The sequence below is a fragment of the Billgrantia sulfidoxydans genome (genome assembly GCF_017868775.1).
GTDB lineage: Bacteria > Pseudomonadota > Gammaproteobacteria > Pseudomonadales > Halomonadaceae > Halomonas > Halomonas sulfidoxydans.
This window is the reverse complement of record NZ_CP053381.1, coordinates 695,717-711,001: the sequence shown is the minus strand read 5'-3', so window position 1 is coordinate 711,001 and position 15,285 is coordinate 695,717. Positions and strand designations below refer to the sequence as shown.

Genomic DNA, 15,285 nt, shown 5'->3' with positions numbered 1-15,285 from the left:
CTGCACGCAGCGATCCCTTAGCAAGCCTTCACATTCGCTAACCTGCCCCGGGCCAATAAAGCTTCTATGCTGGAAGCATGGACGTCTCGACCGTGTTACCCACGGTAAACAAGGAGAGACAGCGGGATGTTCCCAGCCGGAACGGGAGGTTCACATGAAAATCTACAAGCCGGAATGGCACTGCACCTTCACCGTGAACGAAGCCGCAGGAACGTCGGCCAACTGGCGAACGAAGCTTGCCTGGCGCATTCGGCGCTGGGCCGACAGGGTCGACGGCAAGGGCCGCACGGTGACGATCGAGTGCAACGTCGAGCCCGCCGTGACCGCCGAGGAGATCGATACCTGCCTGGTCAAGGGCTTCGAGGTCACCCACTCATTGCTCAACCAGCTGGCACAACAGGCAGCCTGCGAGGACGTGATGCGGGATGCCAAGGCCGAGCTCTACGAGCAGGGGCCGCCGCGCTGACGTCGAGGCACACGGCAGGATGCAGGCAAGTCAAGGAGCCGACATGCAGTCACGTTTTTTTACCCTGCGCGACTATCCGACAGGTACGCCGCCGAGAGAGCTGTTCGAACTTCGTCAGCATGAGCTGCCCGCGCTGGACGAAGGTGAGGTGCGCATTCGCAATACCTGGCTCTCGGTAGATCCCTACATGCGCGGCCGCATGAGCGGCGTCAGGACCTATGTCGCTCCTTTCGAGCTGAACGCCCCCATGGAAGGCGCCGCCATCGGCGAGGTGGTCGAGTCGCGCCATACCCGCTTCAAGGCCGGTGACAAGGTGCGCCACATGGCAGGCTGGCGCGACGTCGCCCAGCTCAAGGGCGACGTGCTCGAGTCCCTGCCCGACATGGACGTGCCCGACCAGGCCTACCTGGGGGTGCTCGGCATGCCGGGGATGACCGCCTGGACGGGGCTCAACCGCATCGCCAACCTGCGCGAGGGCGACAACGTGCTGGTCAGCGCGGCCAGCGGCGCCGTCGGCTCGCTCGCGGTACAGCTGGCCAAGGCCAAGGGCGGCACCGTGGTCGGCATCGCCGGCGCAGCGGACAAGCTGGAATGGCTGGAACAACGCGACATTCACGCCGTGAGCTACAAGGGCAAGGATGCCCGGCAGCTCGGCGCCGACCTGGAGGACGCCTGCCCCGAGGGCTTCGACGTCTACTTCGAGAATGTCGGCGGTGACTGCCTGGAGGCAGCGCTGGACCACCTCAAGGTCGGGGCGCGTATCGCCATCTGTGGGCTGATCTCGCGCTACAACAGCGAAGCCCCCGACCGCGGCCCGAGCAACCTGGCGAACCTGCTGGTCCAGCGCGCCCGCATGCAGGGCTTCATCGTCGCCGACCACTGGACCGAATATCCCCATTTCCTCGAGGAGGTCGGCCCCCGTGTTGCTCGCGGCGAGATCGACTACGCAGAAACCGTCGAGGAGGGGCTGGAGCGTACCCCCGACGCCTTCCTCAAGCTCTTCGAGGGCGCCAATCGAGGCAAGATGCTGATACGGCTCTGACCCGGCGGCGGAGGCAGAAACGCGCTGCAACTTCGCCCACTGCCGTTACCAAAATCCAGCCAAGGGTTACCTTGATCCGCTTGGCTTATTCTTCGCCTTCTTCCTAGGCTGCAAAACCCGACCCCGTCTTACCCGCCAAGACAGAGGAGGTGAAGGATGAGCGATACCGGCCTCGATGTGTTCGACAAGACACTGCAGAAGACTCACATCTGGCTCGATGAGCTGATGCAAGAGCGCCCTAACTGCAGCAAGCAGGAAGCCTGGCATACGCTTTGCGCTACCTTGCGCACCCTGCGGGACAAGCTGCCGGCCGACTTGGCGGCCCATTTCGCGGCTCAACTGCCGCTGCTGCTTCGCGGCGCCTTTTACGAGCAGTACGACCCGGCCCAGCAGCCCATGCCACTGCGCAGCCAGGAGGAGTTCCTCCAACAAGTGAAGTCGACGCCGGGGATGATCGAACGAGTCGATGCCGATACGGTTTCCGCAGTGCTACGCGTCGTGTCGCGCCAGGTCGACCCGGGCCTGACCGATAAGCTGCGCCAGGCACTGTCGGAAGAGACTCGCTCGCTCTGGGCCGCCTGAGCCAGAGCCGACTCGCGTGAGCCCCAGCACCCGGGCTCTGCATCCCGGGTGCCATTGAGCCGAGGTTGAGACCCAACCAACGGCTACTTTCGCCCTCCCATGCCTCCCTAGCCTCTCAAGGTTCTTCCATCAGCGCCGATAAGCAAGGAACGCGCTCCGGTTCGCATGGTCACGAAGCTGCCGGGTTGCATCTGGCAGACGTAGCGAAGCGGCACAGCTCGTGAAAGTCCAGTATAAGTTTGGTATTCTTAGAAACGTAGTCTTGTCGAAGGAAACGGAGTCATACACCACGATCGATCATTCATAACCAAGCCAGTACAGGAGGTACTCATGCGAGTCTACAAACCTGAGTGGCGATGCACGTTCAGCGTGAACGAAGGCAGGGAAGAGACGAGCGGCTGGCGCGAGCGCCTCGCCTGGCTGATTCGCAGCCTCGCCGACAAGCTGGACGGACGTGGCAGAACGATCAAGATCGACTACAACGTGATACCCCACTTGAGTCGCGAAGAGGTGGACATCTGTCTCGGCAAGGGCTTCGCCGTGACCCAGAGCCTGCTGACCCAGCTCGCCCACCAGGCCGCCTGCGAGGACGTCATGCGCCAGGCCAAGGCCGAACTGTTCGAGGAGCATCCGCAGCGCTGAACTCCTACAGCACGGCACCACGCCCCTTTCGGCCACCGCCGGACGGGGCGTCTTTGCGTAAGGCGGCAGCGGTGACAGGTTCCGTTACAAATTTTCATGCTGCGTCGCAGCAAAAACCATCTACGCTGTGGGTGTCGTCCCTCAGGAGGACCAACCCATGACACAGATCCACCATCCCGTTTCCGCTCGCCACGACGACGAAGTGCTCCACTTCTGGGCCGCCCTTGCTCTCCAACAGCAGAAGGCCGAGGAAGCAATTCGCCGATACTTGTGTGACAAGGCCCAGCAGGCCACCCCATACCCAGGCTCTGGTGCCGAGAATAACCATGAACCGCTAGAGTAAAAAACCAGATAGAGCGAGTTTTTTCCTGTTCCTATGCACAAACAGGATTGGCGTCGCTCGCTCCATCAAGAAATTCGTTTCCTGGCCGATGCTACTCGCGCACTCGAGCCAAGCCGACTTAGCCCAGGCTTGGCTACGTATCCTTTTATCGGCTCAATAGCAGGAAAAAGAATGTCTTTGACCATCAAAGCAAGGCTGACTCTGCTTTGCATCCTCCTCGTCGGCCTCCTGGTTGCTATCGGCGGCCTCGGCCTGCACGCCATGAACAGCATGGAACGCTCCATGGCAACGCTCTATGAAGAAAGCCTGATTCCGACGCGTCAACTGGGGCATATTAATGCGCTGATGCGAGACAATCAGATGCTTCTCGGCATGCTGTCAAGCCATGATCCGCGCTTGGAGGAGAGCGACCAATACGAAGATGCCACCTCCACTTTTCTTGATCGCATTCAAGAAAACTCTGCAAATATCAGTTCCATATGGAATGAATACAAGCAATCCAACTTAACACCGGAGGAACTTGAACTTTCAGCACAGTTCGATGAATTACGCTCGCGCTTCGTTACCGAGGGTCTCGGACAGGCCATGAGCCTTTATGAACAAGGCGAGTATCGCCGTGCGAACCTGGCGATGTATCGGACGGCAACTCCTCAGTTCTACGCCGCCAACGAGCCGCTTCGCGCCCTGATCGAGATGCAGGACAGGGTCGCCGATGAGCTCTTCTCCGAGGCGCAGGCAACCGGCGTCATGAGCCGTAACATCAGCCTCGTGGCGATGCTGCTCGCCCTGCTCACAGCCGCTGGGCTGAGCTGGTGGATCACACGCTCCATCGACCGTCCGCTCAAACGCATGATGGGCTACTTCTCTCGCATGGCGGAGGGCAAGCTCGATAATGAGATCCGAGTAGATTCACGTGACGAGATTGGTCAGACGCTGCAGATGCTGGACCGCATGCAGGCCAAGTTGCGTCAGCTGATCCTGTCGATCCAGCAGTCATCGGACAGCATCGCTACCGGTGCCGCACAGATAGCGGCCGGCAATACCGATCTATCCCAGCGCACGGAAGAGCAGGCCTCCAGTCTGCAGGAGACAGCCACCAGCATGGAGCAGGTCGCCAAGTCGGTGAAAGGAAACACCGAACATACCGCCCAAGCCAACGAACTGGCCCAGTTGACGAGCGATTCCGCCACTGCCGGGGGTGAGAAGACGGGGTTGGCGGTCGCAAAGATGCGCGAACTGAGCGAGAGCTCAGAAAAGATCAACGGCATTATCTCGGTCATCGATAGTATCTCCTTCCAGACCAACATACTGGCGCTCAATGCCTCGGTTGAAGCCGCTCGAGCCGGTGAGCAGGGGCGCGGTTTCGCCGTGGTGGCCCAAGAGGTCCGCAAGCTCGCCCAGCATTCCGCCGATGCCGCCAAGGAGATCCAGCAGCTGATCAGCCTGAATGCGGATATCGTCCAGGAGGGAAGCCAGTACGTGGATGAAGCTGGCGCTGCCATGCGAGAAATTCTCGATCGCGTACAGAAGGTTTCTGCACTCATGGAAGATGTTGCCCTAGGCTCGGAACAGCAGAACGCCGCCGTGAGTCAGGTAAGCATCGCCGTGACGCAAATGGATGAGGTCACCCAGCAGAATGCAGCCTTGGTGGAACAGACCGCCAATGCCTCTGCCTCACTGGAAGAGCAGGCAAACGAGCTGAAGCGCTCTGTCGAGACTTTCGATGTCGGTCAAGGCTCAACATCGAGCGCGACAGCCACAGCCGCCAGCTTGACCAACTCTGCGGCTCGGCAAAAACTTCCTGTTGATCCCAAGCCCAAGAGTGACCATGCGCACAAAGAAGAGCGAAAAGAGAATGAAGCCTCTCCCTGGGAGACATTCTGATCGCTGAGTCGCCCCAGGAGAGGGGCTGACTCGACTGCGGCCGGGCCTGGGCCCCGGCCGCCTCGGCGGGAGGACATAGGTTGAAACAGGGCTATAACGTCATCGCTCACGCCACGGGAATCGAGGGCCTGGTGGCGATGAGCCTGGCATCGGACCGGGCCTTTCCCCGCCACTCCCACGATCAATACGGCATCGGCGTCATCGCCACTGGCGGACAGCGCTCCTGGAGCGGTGTCGGGCAGGTGGAGGCCTTGGCCGGCGACCTCATCACGGTCAACCCTGGCGAGATGCACGACGGTGTACCGCTCGGGGGAACCCGGCGGGCCTGGCACATGCTCTACTTCGACCCGCCGCTGGTTCGGCAGCTCGTCGGAGGCCCCGACTCGCCGATGGAAATGACCCGCCCCACGCTCAACGATCCCCTGCTCCTCGGGCTGATGCATCAACTGTTCCGCCGGCTTGACGCGGTGCCGGGGGACGAGCTCGGCCTGGAGGAGAGCTGCTGCCAACTGATCGGCGCGGCTTTCTCTCGCCATGGTTCCCGTCGCTTCGACCCCGGTTTTCCGGACAATATCGCCAGGGTGCGCGAACGTCTCGACGACGCCCCGCAGCAGGCCGTCACCCTGAGCGAGCTGGCCGAGCTGGCGGGCCTGAGCCGCTTTCAGCTACTGCGCGGCTTCTCGCGAGCGCTGGGCATCACGCCGCACGCCTACCTGCTGCAGCGGCGAGTCCTGCTCGCCAGGCGCTTGATCGCCACCGGCCAGGCACTGAGCCAGGCTGCCCTGGAGGCGGGGTTCTCCGACCAGAGCCACATGAGCCGGGCCTTCAGCCGCCAGTTCGGGCTCTCCCCGGGGCGCTACCGCCACGCCCTCCGTCAGCCCTGAGGCTGCAATTCCGTTCAAGACCCGACCGGGCGGCAGTGCCACGCTGGCGAGACATCGTCATCGGAGCCTGCCCCATGTCCCTCGAGTATCTGTTGACCTCACTCGTCGTCGTCGCCTCACCCGGCACCGGGGTGCTCTACACCCTCGCCAGTGGACTTGCGCATGGCAGGCGTGCCAGCACGCTGGCCGCCTTCGGCTGCACTCTCGGTATCGTGCCGCACATGCTCGCCGCCACCACCGGGCTAGCCTCGCTGCTGCATGCCAGCGCCACGGCGTTCCACTGGCTCAAGCTTCTTGGCGTCGTCTACCTGCTCCACCTCGCCTGGAGCGTGCTGAGAGAGAACGGGATCCCCCCTGCCACCGCCAATCTGGCGCCCCTGCCGGCCAAGCGCCTGATCGGCAACGGCGTGCTGATCAACCTGCTCAACCCCAAGCTCACCCTGTTCTTTTTCGCCTTCCTGCCGCAGTTCGTCGATACCGGGCGTCCGCCGCTCGCGCAAATGCTCGAATTGAGCCTCGCGTTCATGCTGCTGACATTTACGGTGTTTATGGTCTACGGCGTCAGCGCGGCTGCCGCACGTCAGCGGGTCCTGGCACGCCCTCGGGCGCTGGCCTGGCTGCGGCGCGCTTTTGCGGCGAGTTTCCTCGCCCTGGCGGTGCGCCTGGCGATGACGGAGCGCTAGCCCGAGCCGCCTCGCATGGCTACGCTCAAGTCTGGCTCCTGGCTGTACCGTGGAGCCCACGCCAACAAGGAAGAAGCGAGACTACGCCATGCACAAGACTCTCTCCACCCTGGCCTGCCTGGGGCTGCTGGCCGCCGGCTCGGCGTCGGCCCAGGAAGCGATCGACAACGCTCCCGAGTGGAACGATGCCCTGCTGAAGGCGGCACGCCAGGTCACGTTCGGCCCGCGCCCGCTGTTTCTGGCCAACGACATGAGCGACGAGACCGAGCGCGAGCGCGAACTCAAGACCAAACTGCTGGAGTGCGCCGCCCGGGCTACCGACTGGCAGCCCTCGGATCTCGTCATCGCCCACCGCGGCGCACCGCTGCAATTTCCCGAGCACACGCTGGAATCCTACCTGGCGGGCGCTCAGGGCGGTGCGGGAATCATGGAGTGCGACGTGACCTTCACCAGCGACAATGAGCTTGTGTGCCGCCACTCCCAGTGCGACCTGCATACCACCACCAACATCGTCGAAACCGAACTCGCCGAGAAGTGCAGCGTGCCGCCGGAAATCGACCCGCAGAGCGGCGAGTTGACCAACGCCGCCGAGATTCGCTGCTGTACCAGCGACATCACCCTGGCCGAGTTCCGTACCCTGCGCGGCACCATGGAAGGCGCCAACCTGGAAGCACGCAGCCTCGAGGCGTACCTGGACGGCAACCCGCCCTGGCGCAGCGACCTCTACGCCACGCGCGGCACCCTGATGAGCCACGCCGACAGCATCGCGCTATTCAGTGAATTAGGCGTAAAGATGACGCCCGAGCTCAAGGCACCGGAGGTGGAGATGCCTTTCAACGGCATGAGCCAGGAGGATTATGCGCAGAAGATGATTGACGAATACAAGGCCGCCGACGTCTCCCCGGGTGCCGTCTTCGCCCAGTCGTTCAATCTCGACGACGTGCGCTACTGGATCGAGAACGAACCCGAGTTCGGCGAGCAGGCCGTCTACCTGGATGGGCGTTACGACCAGGAGGGCTTCGATCATACCGACCCCGACACCTGGTCGCCGAGCATGGAGGAGTTGGCCGAACAGGGCGTGCGTATCCTGGCGCCACCGATGTGGATGCTGCTCGAGGCCAATCCGGATTTCGACGCAGACGATAGCCGCCTCGTGCCCTCCGAGTACGCCCGGCATGCCAGGGAGGCAGGACTCGAGCTGATCACCTGGACCCTCGAGCGCTCGGGTCCGCTGGCCGACGGTGGCCAGTGGTATCACCAGAGCACCGAAGATGTGATTCGCCGCGAAGGCGACAAGCTGATCACCCTCGATGCGCTGGTCCAGGATGTCGGCGTGATCGGCGTGTTCAGCGACTGGTCGGCCACCGTGAGCCTCTATGCCAACTGCATCGCACCGCGCGGCTGAACGTCGGGGCCAGCTGGCGGTTCAACCTGCCGGCTGGCCATTCTGCCCGTTGCGCTGCCCATCCGCCGAAGTGGCGGCCGGCGTGAAATGCAACGAGCGCACCCGCCACTCCCCGTTCTCCTTCTGCCACAACTCACTGAAGTTGAGATGGTACCGGACCCGACCCTCATCGAGGATCCGCACCTGACCGTAGACCACCACGGCCTCGCCCAGCGGCACCAGCTTCAAAACGAGATCCTCCGCCCGGCTACCACGGGCAAACCACTGGTCGGCCGCAACGGCTTCGGCAATCCCGCCGAGTTGATCGAGCTTGCCCCGCAGGCCGGCTTCGTCGATCAGGACGAAATCGTCGAGCTGAACATGGTCCAGCTGACCGACGTTTCCATCGATGTAGGCGGCGTACCACTGCCGCCGCGTCTCTAGCAGTCTTTCGTGCACCGTGTCCTCCATAAGCCCAGCTCTTGGACGGGTACCGCCCACCGTGGATTCAGCAGGCTTAGGAAGATACCCATACTAGACCAGAGCCACGGATGTACCATCAGACATCAGCGCCAAAGTGTGTAAGCCATGTCGTACATCAAGCAAATGGCTACCTCGAATGACCGAAGCGCACCGACTAGAGAGCTCCCCGAATACGCTCGGCGTTCTCCGCCAGCTCCTCCGGCTGCGCCTGGGGCAACCCTTCGAGGCGAATGTCCTGCATCGCGTCGATCGGCACCAGGTGCAGGTGCACGTGGGGGACCTCGAGGCCGACGATCATCATTCCCACGCGCTCGCAGGGAAAGGCCCGCTTGAGCGCCTTCGCCAATTTCTGCGACACCGCCATGAGATGCGCGCCCAGTTCGACCGGCATGTCGTCCCAGTGGTCGATCTCCTCGCGCGGAATCACCAGCAGGTGGCCGGGTTTCATGGGGTTGAGGGTCATGATCGCCACGCACTGCTCGTCGGACCAGACGAACTCGCCGGGCAGCTCGCCATGGATGATACGGCTGAAGACACTCGCCATTTCAGTTCTCCCTGTCAGCAAAGGCGGTGGGTCAAGCTGGCAGTCTCGCCCGAGCGACGCCTGCGGTCCAGCCTCCCTGTGCATCGGGCTTCGCCGGTCAGGAATACGCGACCTTCTGCCTGGTCCGCTCGCCAGAAGCCATTCACCCGCCCCATGTCTCCAAAATGCGACACGCAACATACTGTTTTTCTATCGTTTTCCTAGAACACGCAATAGATGTCTCCAAATGCCAACAATCTGCCCCCTCTTTCCGGCCCCGATTGACCTCGCCCCCCGCCCTGAGTCGCACCAAAGCATTACTAAAACACTGTTTTTTAAACAAGTCGTGTAAACATGGCACTGTTCTCGCTTACCATAAGGCAATGGCAAGGCATGACGAGACAGACACGGCATCACGGTCACCGCTCGTCACTCAGGCGCTTGCAGCGTCACGGACTGACGCGGCACGGGTTGGACCCCGGCAAGCAAGCGGCATTCGCTTCCACCGGCCTAAGGCACGCTCTTGCGATGAGTTAGCACTATCCTTTAGTTCCCTGCGTACTTGGGCCGCTCTGCGGCCCTTTTTTTAGCCGCAAGATGCGCAGCAGAACGCAAGGATGCCGCCAAAGCGCTAGCTGGCCAGAGTCGCCACCCTGCTTCGGACAGTACCCGAACGGCCCAGGAACGAGACGAACGCCATGCATACGAAGCCCAAGTCATTAAGCAGTGGTACCTCTCTTCTCGCCGGAAGCGCGCTGGCGGTTGCCCTGCTGCTCGACGCCGCACTCTCCCTCAATGGCCTCGTGCCCGAACAGGCCGCTCTCTTTCCCAGTGCCGCCGCCTCCCTGGAAGCTCTGGCGGGGAGCGTGCTGCCTCCCGGAAGAGTGCTTGCCGGCTTCGCCAGCGGTATCGCCCTCGCGCTGGCCGTGATCATGCTGCCGATGCACCGGGTATACCGCTCCCGCGAAGCGCGACTGCTGCAGGAGCGAGAGCGCCTCGCTGCGCAGAATGCGAAACTCGTTCGCCAGGCCGCCAGCGACGGCCTGCTGGGCATCGCCAACCGCCGCGAATTCGAGCGCGTGCTGAAACTGGAATGGCGCCGTGCGGCACGCGAGCGCCAGCCGCTCAGCCTGCTGATGATCGACATCGACTGCTTCAAGCTTTTCAACGACAGCTATGGCCACCAGGCCGGCGATACCTGTCTGCGCGGCGTAGCTGACGTGCTTCGCAACGCCGCCGCCCGGCCGGGGGACATGGTGGCACGCTATGGCGGCGAGGAGATGGTAGTACTGATGCCGCATACCAGCTTGGAGGGCGCCGTACGCATGGCCGAACGCATCCATGCCATGCTGGCTGAACACCCACTTCCCTTCGCCGCCTCTCCCGTCGCGGAGCATGTCACCGTCAGCATCGGTGTCTCCTCGATGCTGCCGGTGCGCAATGCCGACCGCTCGGTGCTGGTCCAACAGGCCGACGAAGGCCTCTATGCGGCAAAGGAGAGCGGGCGCAACCGCACGGCGGTCGTGCCGAACCTGCGCCTCATCGCAGAGGAAGAGTCGCGGGCCTGGTTCCATCGCGCCCAGGGTACCTGAGACCTGACGCAAACCAGCCGCACCGGCCGAAACTGTGGCCAACTTGATGAAACCGCGCAGCACGATCCGCTCGTCCAAGGTGCCGCGGCGACCCACCGTACGACCACGGCACGCCCATGGCGCGACATGCGATTCGATCAGCGCCCAACGCCGCCCAACGCGACGGCTTCTCCTGTGAACGGAAGCAAAGCGCACGGCTTGGGTTGCCCTACGCGACCATCACGGGTACTATCCCTAACGCTCACCGGCACCTCATCGATGAAAGCGATAACCGCCACACGATAACCTGAGGTAATACCATGGGAGCTCGACTCAAGAAGTTGCTCGCTTGTTGCCTGGCAGGATTGTTCGCGGTATCCGCCGCCAATGCCCTGGCCCACGAGGCCGAAGTCCAGGAAGAAGGCATCGCCCTCCTTCTACAGCGACCGCTTCCAGGGCGCCACCACCGCCAGCGGCGACCCTTTCGATCAGCAGGCCCTGACGGCCGCCCATCCCAGCCTACCCTTGGGCACCAAGGTGCTCGTTACCCGGGCGGATACGGGGCAGGAAGTGGAAGTGCTGATCAATGATCGCGGCCCCTATGTCCAGGGGCGGATCATCGATCTCTCCAAACGTGCCGCCCGCGAGCTCGGCATGCTGAGGCGAGGCACCGCCCCGGTCATGGTCACCGTGCGATAGACCTTCGTGCCGCACCGCCGCACCGCCTCGACGGCGGTGCCGGATCACGCACCCCTTCACCCGCGCTTCAGTTCCTTCAGCCTCGGCCGATAATGCAGATAAGCGTTTGGCGAGGGGCATCGCGGCGCTTGTCTGTCCGAGTGACGCAGGGGGGAACGTGATGACTAACATGCTGAATATTACGGGAACTTCTCCCGGCGAGGTGGTGCAACCACGCCTCAACGAAGCACTCTGCAAGCGCTTGGTCATGGCCAAGATACAGCTCGACCGCCTGGAGGGCGATGGATCCTGCAAGGACCTGAGCGCCCTCAGTGCGGCCCGCGTGGAGTTCGCCCTTGCTTCACGGGCATTGGCCGACGCTCTCATCGCGCAGGAGGAATGACGACCTAGCCTCGCGCCCTATTACTGGCAGGCGGGTCGACATTGGCACCGCGAGTCGTGCTGCTGGGCTCTACTTCGACGACAAGGGCGTCAGGCGCGATTGCTGCCATAGAAGCGGTAGTGCAGCTCACGGACCCGCTCTGCCAGCCCAGGCGCCGGCCCTTCCACGATAACGCCCGGCGCGACTTCCTGAATCGGCAGGGAACGCACGGGGCTGCAGGAGCACCCAGCTCAGCGAGCCAGCCGGAGAGCTGCTCGGAGGAACTGGCATAAACGATACGCCCCAGCCCGACCCAGCCATGTGCCGCGGCGCACATCGGACAGTGCTCCCCTGAGGTATAAACGGTAGCCGCGGCACGCGCAGCCGGGCTCATGTTCGCCGCCGCCCAGCGCGCCAGTTCGAATTCGGGGTGGCGAGTTCTGTCACCGGAAGCCACCTGGTTGTGCCCTTCGGCCAGCATCCGCCCATCGCCATCGACGAGTACCGAGCCGAATGGCCGCCTACGCCTTCTTGACGAACTCCGATTTCAGCTTCATCGGCCCGAAGCCATCGATCTTGCAATCGATATCGTGGTCGCCCTCCACCAGGCGAATGCCCTTCACCTTGGTGCCCACCTTGACCACCGACGAGGTGCCCTTGACCTTGAGATCCTTGATCACGGTGACGCTGTCGCCGTCCTGCAGCACGTTGCCGTTGGCATCGTGCACCACCTTCTCGTCGCCAGGCTCTCCCTCACCCGCCACGCTCGACCACTCGTGACCGCACTCGGGGCAGGCGTACATGCCGGCGACTTCGTAGGTGTACTCGGAATGGCAGGCGGGGCAGTTCGGCAGCGCGCTCATGGGCTTCTCTTGGGCAGTTTTCGCGAAGCGCGAAGCATGCCAGAGCGCCCCAAGGCTGTCCAATGGAGCACTCGGCCATGCCCGCCGTCCCTAGCGCTTGTCCTGAGTGTTGTTCTCGAAGTCGCTGGCATCGTGGCGCTCGTGCAGCTGCATCTCCTGTGGGCCGAAGGTCCGGTTGACCATGCGCCCGCGCTGCACCGCCGGACGGGCGTCGATCTCCTTGGCCCAGCGCTGCACGTGCTCGTACTCCTGCACCTGCAAGAACTCGCCGGCATCGTAGACGCGGTTCAGCGCCAGCTGCCCGTACCAGGCCCAGCTGGCGATATCGGCGATGGTATAGTCGTCGCCACCCAGGTAGCGGCTCTCGGCCAGGCGCCGGTCCAGCACATCGAGCTGCCGCTTGGCCTCCATGGCGAAGCGATCGATGGCGTACTCGATCTTGGTGGGCGCGTAGGCGTAGAAGTGGCCGAAGCCGCCGCCCAGGTAGGGTGCGCTGCCCATCTGCCAGAACAGCCAGTTCAGCGTCTCGGTGCGCCCGGCATGATCGCGGGGCAGGAACTCGCCGAACTTCTCGGCCAGGTAGAGCAGGATCGAACCCGACTCGAACACCCGGGTGGGCGGCGTGGTGCTGTGATCCATCAGCGCCGGGATCTTGGAGTTCGGGTTGACCTCGACGAAGCCGCTGCTGAACTGTTCGCCCTCACCAATTCGGATCAGCCAGGCATCGTACTCGGCGCCAGTGTGGCCCAGCGCCAGCAGTTCCTCGAGCATGATGCCGACCTTGACCCCGTTGGGCGTGGCCAGCGAATAGAGCTGGAATGGATGCTTGCCGACCGGCCGCTCCTTGTCGTGGGTGGGGCCGGCGATGGGCCGGTTGATGTTGGCAAACTGCCCACCGCTCGCCTTCTCCCATTTCCACACCTTCGGCGGTACGTACTCGTTTCCTTGGCTCATGAGTGCTCCAGATAACAGAGTGTCGAAGCGCCCCGCTCCCCGGCGGAAAGAGGGACGCGTGCAGTAGGGGAAAGATAGCGTGTTAAGGGTTTTCCATCGAGCCAAGCATGCTGAACCGATTTTCGCGCCGCCTACTTGTTGGCGCTCGAGACGATCAGCGTGCCGCCGGCGCCCAGGAACAAGCCCCCGGTAGTGCGATGAAACGCCCGCATCCTACCGGGGCTATCGAACCAGCGGCCCAGCCCCGAACCCAGAGTGGCGTAGAGCGTCATCAAGGTCGTGTCGATGACCAGCCAGGTCAGCGCCAGGATGACGAACTGCATCAATTGCGGTTCGCCGATGGAGATGAAGTTGGGAAACAGGGCAGCGAAGAACAGCAGGTCCTTGGGGTTGCCGATACCCACCAGGAATCCCTGGCGGAACAGGGCGGTTACGGACTGCCCCTTCACCGCCGCTGGCGCATCGGCCAGCGGCGACTGGGGCTTAGCCAACCAGGCCTGCAAGCCCAGATAGATCAGGTAGGCGCCGCCCAGCAGTTTCAGCACGAAGAAAGCCGTTTCCGAGGTGGCGAGCACGGCACCAAGCCCCAAGGCGGAAAGCGTCATCAACACCAGTGACGCCACACCGCCGCCCAGCACCGTGGCGAAGGCGCGGTGCCGCCCAAAGCGCAGGCCATGCGTGGTGCATAGCAGCGCCACCGGCCCGGGGAAAATGATCAGGGCCGTTATCACCCCGACGAAGGTCATCCAGGTCCACCACTCCACGCGTCATCTCCTTGTAGATTCGCTATTTCGTTAGCTGCAGGCCGTTCGCAGGCACTGGGACTGTTCGTAGTGCTGGTTCCCCGATCCGCTGGGCTGCAAGAGCTGATCGGCCTGCGCGGCTGATACTTGGCAAAGGGAGTGTGGCTACTCATCCGCAGAATCCCCTCCCTTCTACCTTACTACTTGCCCTCTTCTTCTACCTTTGGAATAAGCCGATACCGGTATTCCCATTCTGCGGATGCTCCCATGCGACACGGCCATGAAGATCTCGAACCCGAACATCGCCCCGAGGCAGTCAAGGCACGCCTGTCTCAGGCGCCTTCAGCGAGCAGTATGCCCGATGCGGTACTGGGCGGTATCGATGGTTGCGTCACGACATTTGCCGTCGTTTCAGGCGCTTTCGGCGCGGGCTTCTCACCCACGGTTGCCTTGGTTCTCGGTTTCGCCAACCTACTCGCCGACGGCTTCAGCATGGCAGTCAGCAACTACGAGGCTTCCCAGGCGCAACAGGAGCATATCGACAGTGTCGCCCGCCGCGAACGTCACCATATCCAGCTCATCCCCGATGGGGAGCGAGAAGAAATTCGCCAGATCTTCCGGGCAAAAGGCTTCGAGGGGGAGCTGCTGGAGACAGTGGTCGAGACGCTGACCAACGATCATGATGTCTGGGTGGACACCATGCTCAAGGAGGAACATTTCCTGCCACCCGTCGGATTGAACCCCCTGCGCGCCGCGTTGACCACCTTCTTCGCTTTCATCGTCGTCGGCGCCATGCCCCTGCTGCCCTATGCGTTGCCAGGCCTGGATACGACCACACAGTTCCTGGCAAGCCTTGTCATTGCCGGTGCGATGTTCTTCGGCATCGGGATGCTCAAGAGCCTGGTCCATGAGGGGCCGGTGCTGCGTTCCGGCATCCGAACCCTGCTGATGGGCGGCGCCGCTGCCGGCCTCGCCTTCCTCAGCGGGCACCTGGCACATGCGCTATTCGGCCTGGGTTAAAGGCACGCAGAGCAGCCAAGGCTGCCATTTCCCGAGCCGTTCCAACTCGTCAGTAATCGAGCTCCCGGTCCAGTTGGCCAACGGCAACGCCCTGGCCCGTCAGCGCCGCCGCGAACGCCAGCGCGCTATCCGCCGACGTCGGTACGACACACGACGGT

The 15,285-nt window shown here is 62.9% G+C and carries 18 protein-coding genes and 1 pseudogene; 13 read left to right on the top strand and 6 right to left on the bottom strand.

The genetic code is table 11. The annotated features are described in order from the left end of the window. Positions 1-154: 154 nt before the first annotated feature. From HNO51_RS03360 to HNO51_RS03320, 9 genes are all read left to right on the top strand, one after another. Positions 155-466, top strand: a complete 312-nt coding sequence (locus tag HNO51_RS03360; protein ID WP_197449624.1) for a hypothetical protein — start codon at positions 155-157, stop codon at positions 464-466. A gap of 43 nt (positions 467-509) precedes the next feature. After that, positions 510-1,508 (top strand): NADP-dependent oxidoreductase, encoded by a 999-nt coding sequence (locus HNO51_RS03355; RefSeq protein WP_197449623.1) that lies wholly within the window; start codon positions 510-512, stop codon positions 1,506-1,508. Between the two features lie 156 nt (positions 1,509-1,664). Then, entirely contained in the window at positions 1,665-2,090 is a 426-nt protein-coding gene (locus HNO51_RS03350; protein WP_209538474.1) for a DUF2267 domain-containing protein, read from the top strand. A 330-nt stretch (positions 2,091-2,420) separates the two neighbouring features. After that, complete coding sequence (locus HNO51_RS03345; protein ID WP_197449621.1) at positions 2,421-2,732, top strand: hypothetical protein; 312 nt, start codon at positions 2,421-2,423, stop codon at positions 2,730-2,732. A gap of 157 nt (positions 2,733-2,889) precedes the next feature. Beyond that, positions 2,890-3,075: a hypothetical protein gene (locus HNO51_RS03340; protein ID WP_209538473.1), complete on the top strand. Its 186-nt coding sequence runs from the start codon at positions 2,890-2,892 to the stop codon at positions 3,073-3,075. Between the two features lie 171 nt (positions 3,076-3,246). Beyond that, positions 3,247-4,959, top strand: a complete 1,713-nt coding sequence (locus HNO51_RS03335; RefSeq protein ID WP_209538472.1) for a methyl-accepting chemotaxis protein — start codon at positions 3,247-3,249, stop codon at positions 4,957-4,959. A gap of 80 nt (positions 4,960-5,039) precedes the next feature. After that, positions 5,040-5,843, top strand: a complete 804-nt coding sequence (locus HNO51_RS03330) for a helix-turn-helix transcriptional regulator (protein WP_242597191.1) — start codon at positions 5,040-5,042, stop codon at positions 5,841-5,843. Between the two features lie 74 nt (positions 5,844-5,917). Continuing rightward, a complete protein-coding gene (locus HNO51_RS03325) occupies positions 5,918-6,526 on the top strand; it encodes a LysE family translocator (RefSeq protein WP_209538471.1) in 609 nt (202 codons plus the stop codon). Positions 6,527-6,614: 88 nt separating this feature from the next. Next, complete coding sequence (locus tag HNO51_RS03320; protein WP_209538470.1) at positions 6,615-7,931, top strand: glycerophosphodiester phosphodiesterase family protein; 1,317 nt, start codon at positions 6,615-6,617, stop codon at positions 7,929-7,931. Positions 7,932-7,952: 21 nt separating this feature from the next. Here HNO51_RS03320 and HNO51_RS03315 read toward each other — a convergent pair whose 3' ends face one another. Together HNO51_RS03315 and HNO51_RS03310 are read right to left on the bottom strand one after the other, a co-directional pair. After that, positions 7,953-8,381 (bottom strand): nuclear transport factor 2 family protein, encoded by a 429-nt coding sequence (locus HNO51_RS03315; RefSeq protein WP_209538469.1) that lies wholly within the window; start codon positions 8,379-8,381, stop codon positions 7,953-7,955. A gap of 166 nt (positions 8,382-8,547) precedes the next feature. Then, positions 8,548-8,937 (bottom strand): HIT family protein, encoded by a 390-nt coding sequence (locus HNO51_RS03310; RefSeq protein ID WP_209538468.1) that lies wholly within the window; start codon positions 8,935-8,937, stop codon positions 8,548-8,550. Positions 8,938-9,614: 677 nt separating this feature from the next. On the opposite strand from HNO51_RS03310, the gene HNO51_RS03305 reads away from it, so the two are divergent. The 3 genes and pseudogenes from HNO51_RS03305 (at position 9,615) to HNO51_RS03295 (ending at position 11,568) form a co-directional block, all read left to right on the top strand. Beyond that, positions 9,615-10,508, top strand: a complete 894-nt coding sequence (locus tag HNO51_RS03305; protein WP_209538467.1) for a diguanylate cyclase — start codon at positions 9,615-9,617, stop codon at positions 10,506-10,508. Positions 10,509-10,807: 299 nt separating this feature from the next. Further along, a pseudogene (locus HNO51_RS03300) lies at positions 10,808-11,186 on the top strand (septal ring lytic transglycosylase RlpA family protein). A gap of 160 nt (positions 11,187-11,346) precedes the next feature. Continuing rightward, positions 11,347-11,568, top strand: a complete 222-nt coding sequence (locus tag HNO51_RS03295; protein WP_197449613.1) for a hypothetical protein — start codon at positions 11,347-11,349, stop codon at positions 11,566-11,568. A gap of 4 nt (positions 11,569-11,572) precedes the next feature. Here HNO51_RS03295 and HNO51_RS03290 read toward each other — a convergent pair whose 3' ends face one another. The 4 genes from HNO51_RS03290 to HNO51_RS03275 form a co-directional block, all read right to left on the bottom strand. Then, positions 11,573-12,028 (bottom strand): nucleoside deaminase, encoded by a 456-nt coding sequence (locus HNO51_RS03290; RefSeq protein WP_242597190.1) that lies wholly within the window; start codon positions 12,026-12,028, stop codon positions 11,573-11,575. Between the two features lie 40 nt (positions 12,029-12,068). Next, complete coding sequence (locus HNO51_RS03285) at positions 12,069-12,410, bottom strand: zinc ribbon domain-containing protein YjdM (protein ID WP_197449612.1); 342 nt, start codon at positions 12,408-12,410, stop codon at positions 12,069-12,071. A gap of 90 nt (positions 12,411-12,500) precedes the next feature. After that, a complete protein-coding gene (gene yghU / locus HNO51_RS03280) occupies positions 12,501-13,364 on the bottom strand; it encodes a glutathione-dependent disulfide-bond oxidoreductase (protein WP_197449611.1) in 864 nt (287 codons plus the stop codon). A gap of 131 nt (positions 13,365-13,495) precedes the next feature. Continuing rightward, positions 13,496-14,128 (bottom strand): LysE family translocator, encoded by a 633-nt coding sequence (locus HNO51_RS03275; protein WP_209538466.1) that lies wholly within the window; start codon positions 14,126-14,128, stop codon positions 13,496-13,498. Between the two features lie 246 nt (positions 14,129-14,374). Here HNO51_RS03275 and HNO51_RS03270 point away from each other — a divergent pair, with 246 nt between their 5' ends. Then, the gene (locus HNO51_RS03270) at positions 14,375-15,127 is read left to right on the top strand and encodes a VIT1/CCC1 transporter family protein (RefSeq protein ID WP_197449609.1); all 753 of its coding nucleotides are present in this window, start codon (positions 14,375-14,377) and stop codon (positions 15,125-15,127) included. Positions 15,128-15,285 lie beyond the last annotated feature (158 nt).

Bases quoted from the DNA above. Each gene is read 5' to 3' on its own strand.
- HNO51_RS03360 (WP_197449624.1), top strand. From the start codon at position 155: ATGAAAATCTACAAGCCGGAATGGCACTGCACCTTCACCGTGAACGAA.
- HNO51_RS03355 (WP_197449623.1), top strand. From the start codon at position 510: ATGCAGTCACGTTTTTTTACCCTGCGCGACTATCCGACAGGTACGCCG.
- HNO51_RS03350 (WP_209538474.1), top strand. From the start codon at position 1,665: ATGAGCGATACCGGCCTCGATGTGTTCGACAAGACACTGCAGAAGACT.
- HNO51_RS03345 (WP_197449621.1), top strand. From the start codon at position 2,421: ATGCGAGTCTACAAACCTGAGTGGCGATGCACGTTCAGCGTGAACGAA.
- HNO51_RS03340 (WP_209538473.1), top strand. From the start codon at position 2,890: ATGACACAGATCCACCATCCCGTTTCCGCTCGCCACGACGACGAAGTG.
- HNO51_RS03335 (WP_209538472.1), top strand. From the start codon at position 3,247: ATGTCTTTGACCATCAAAGCAAGGCTGACTCTGCTTTGCATCCTCCTC.
- HNO51_RS03325 (WP_209538471.1), top strand. From the start codon at position 5,918: ATGTCCCTCGAGTATCTGTTGACCTCACTCGTCGTCGTCGCCTCACCC.
- HNO51_RS03320 (WP_209538470.1), top strand. From the start codon at position 6,615: ATGCACAAGACTCTCTCCACCCTGGCCTGCCTGGGGCTGCTGGCCGCC.
- HNO51_RS03315 (WP_209538469.1), bottom strand. From the start codon at position 8,381: ATGGAGGACACGGTGCACGAAAGACTGCTAGAGACGCGGCGGCAGTGG.
- HNO51_RS03310 (WP_209538468.1), bottom strand. From the start codon at position 8,937: ATGGCGAGTGTCTTCAGCCGTATCATCCATGGCGAGCTGCCCGGCGAG.
- HNO51_RS03305 (WP_209538467.1), top strand. From the start codon at position 9,615: ATGCATACGAAGCCCAAGTCATTAAGCAGTGGTACCTCTCTTCTCGCC.
- HNO51_RS03295 (WP_197449613.1), top strand. From the start codon at position 11,347: ATGACTAACATGCTGAATATTACGGGAACTTCTCCCGGCGAGGTGGTG.
- HNO51_RS03290 (WP_242597190.1), bottom strand. From the start codon at position 12,028: ATGCTGGCCGAAGGGCACAACCAGGTGGCTTCCGGTGACAGAACTCGC.
- HNO51_RS03285 (WP_197449612.1), bottom strand. From the start codon at position 12,410: ATGAGCGCGCTGCCGAACTGCCCCGCCTGCCATTCCGAGTACACCTAC.
- yghU (WP_197449611.1), bottom strand. From the start codon at position 13,364: ATGAGCCAAGGAAACGAGTACGTACCGCCGAAGGTGTGGAAATGGGAG.
- HNO51_RS03270 (WP_197449609.1), top strand. From the start codon at position 14,375: ATGCGACACGGCCATGAAGATCTCGAACCCGAACATCGCCCCGAGGCA.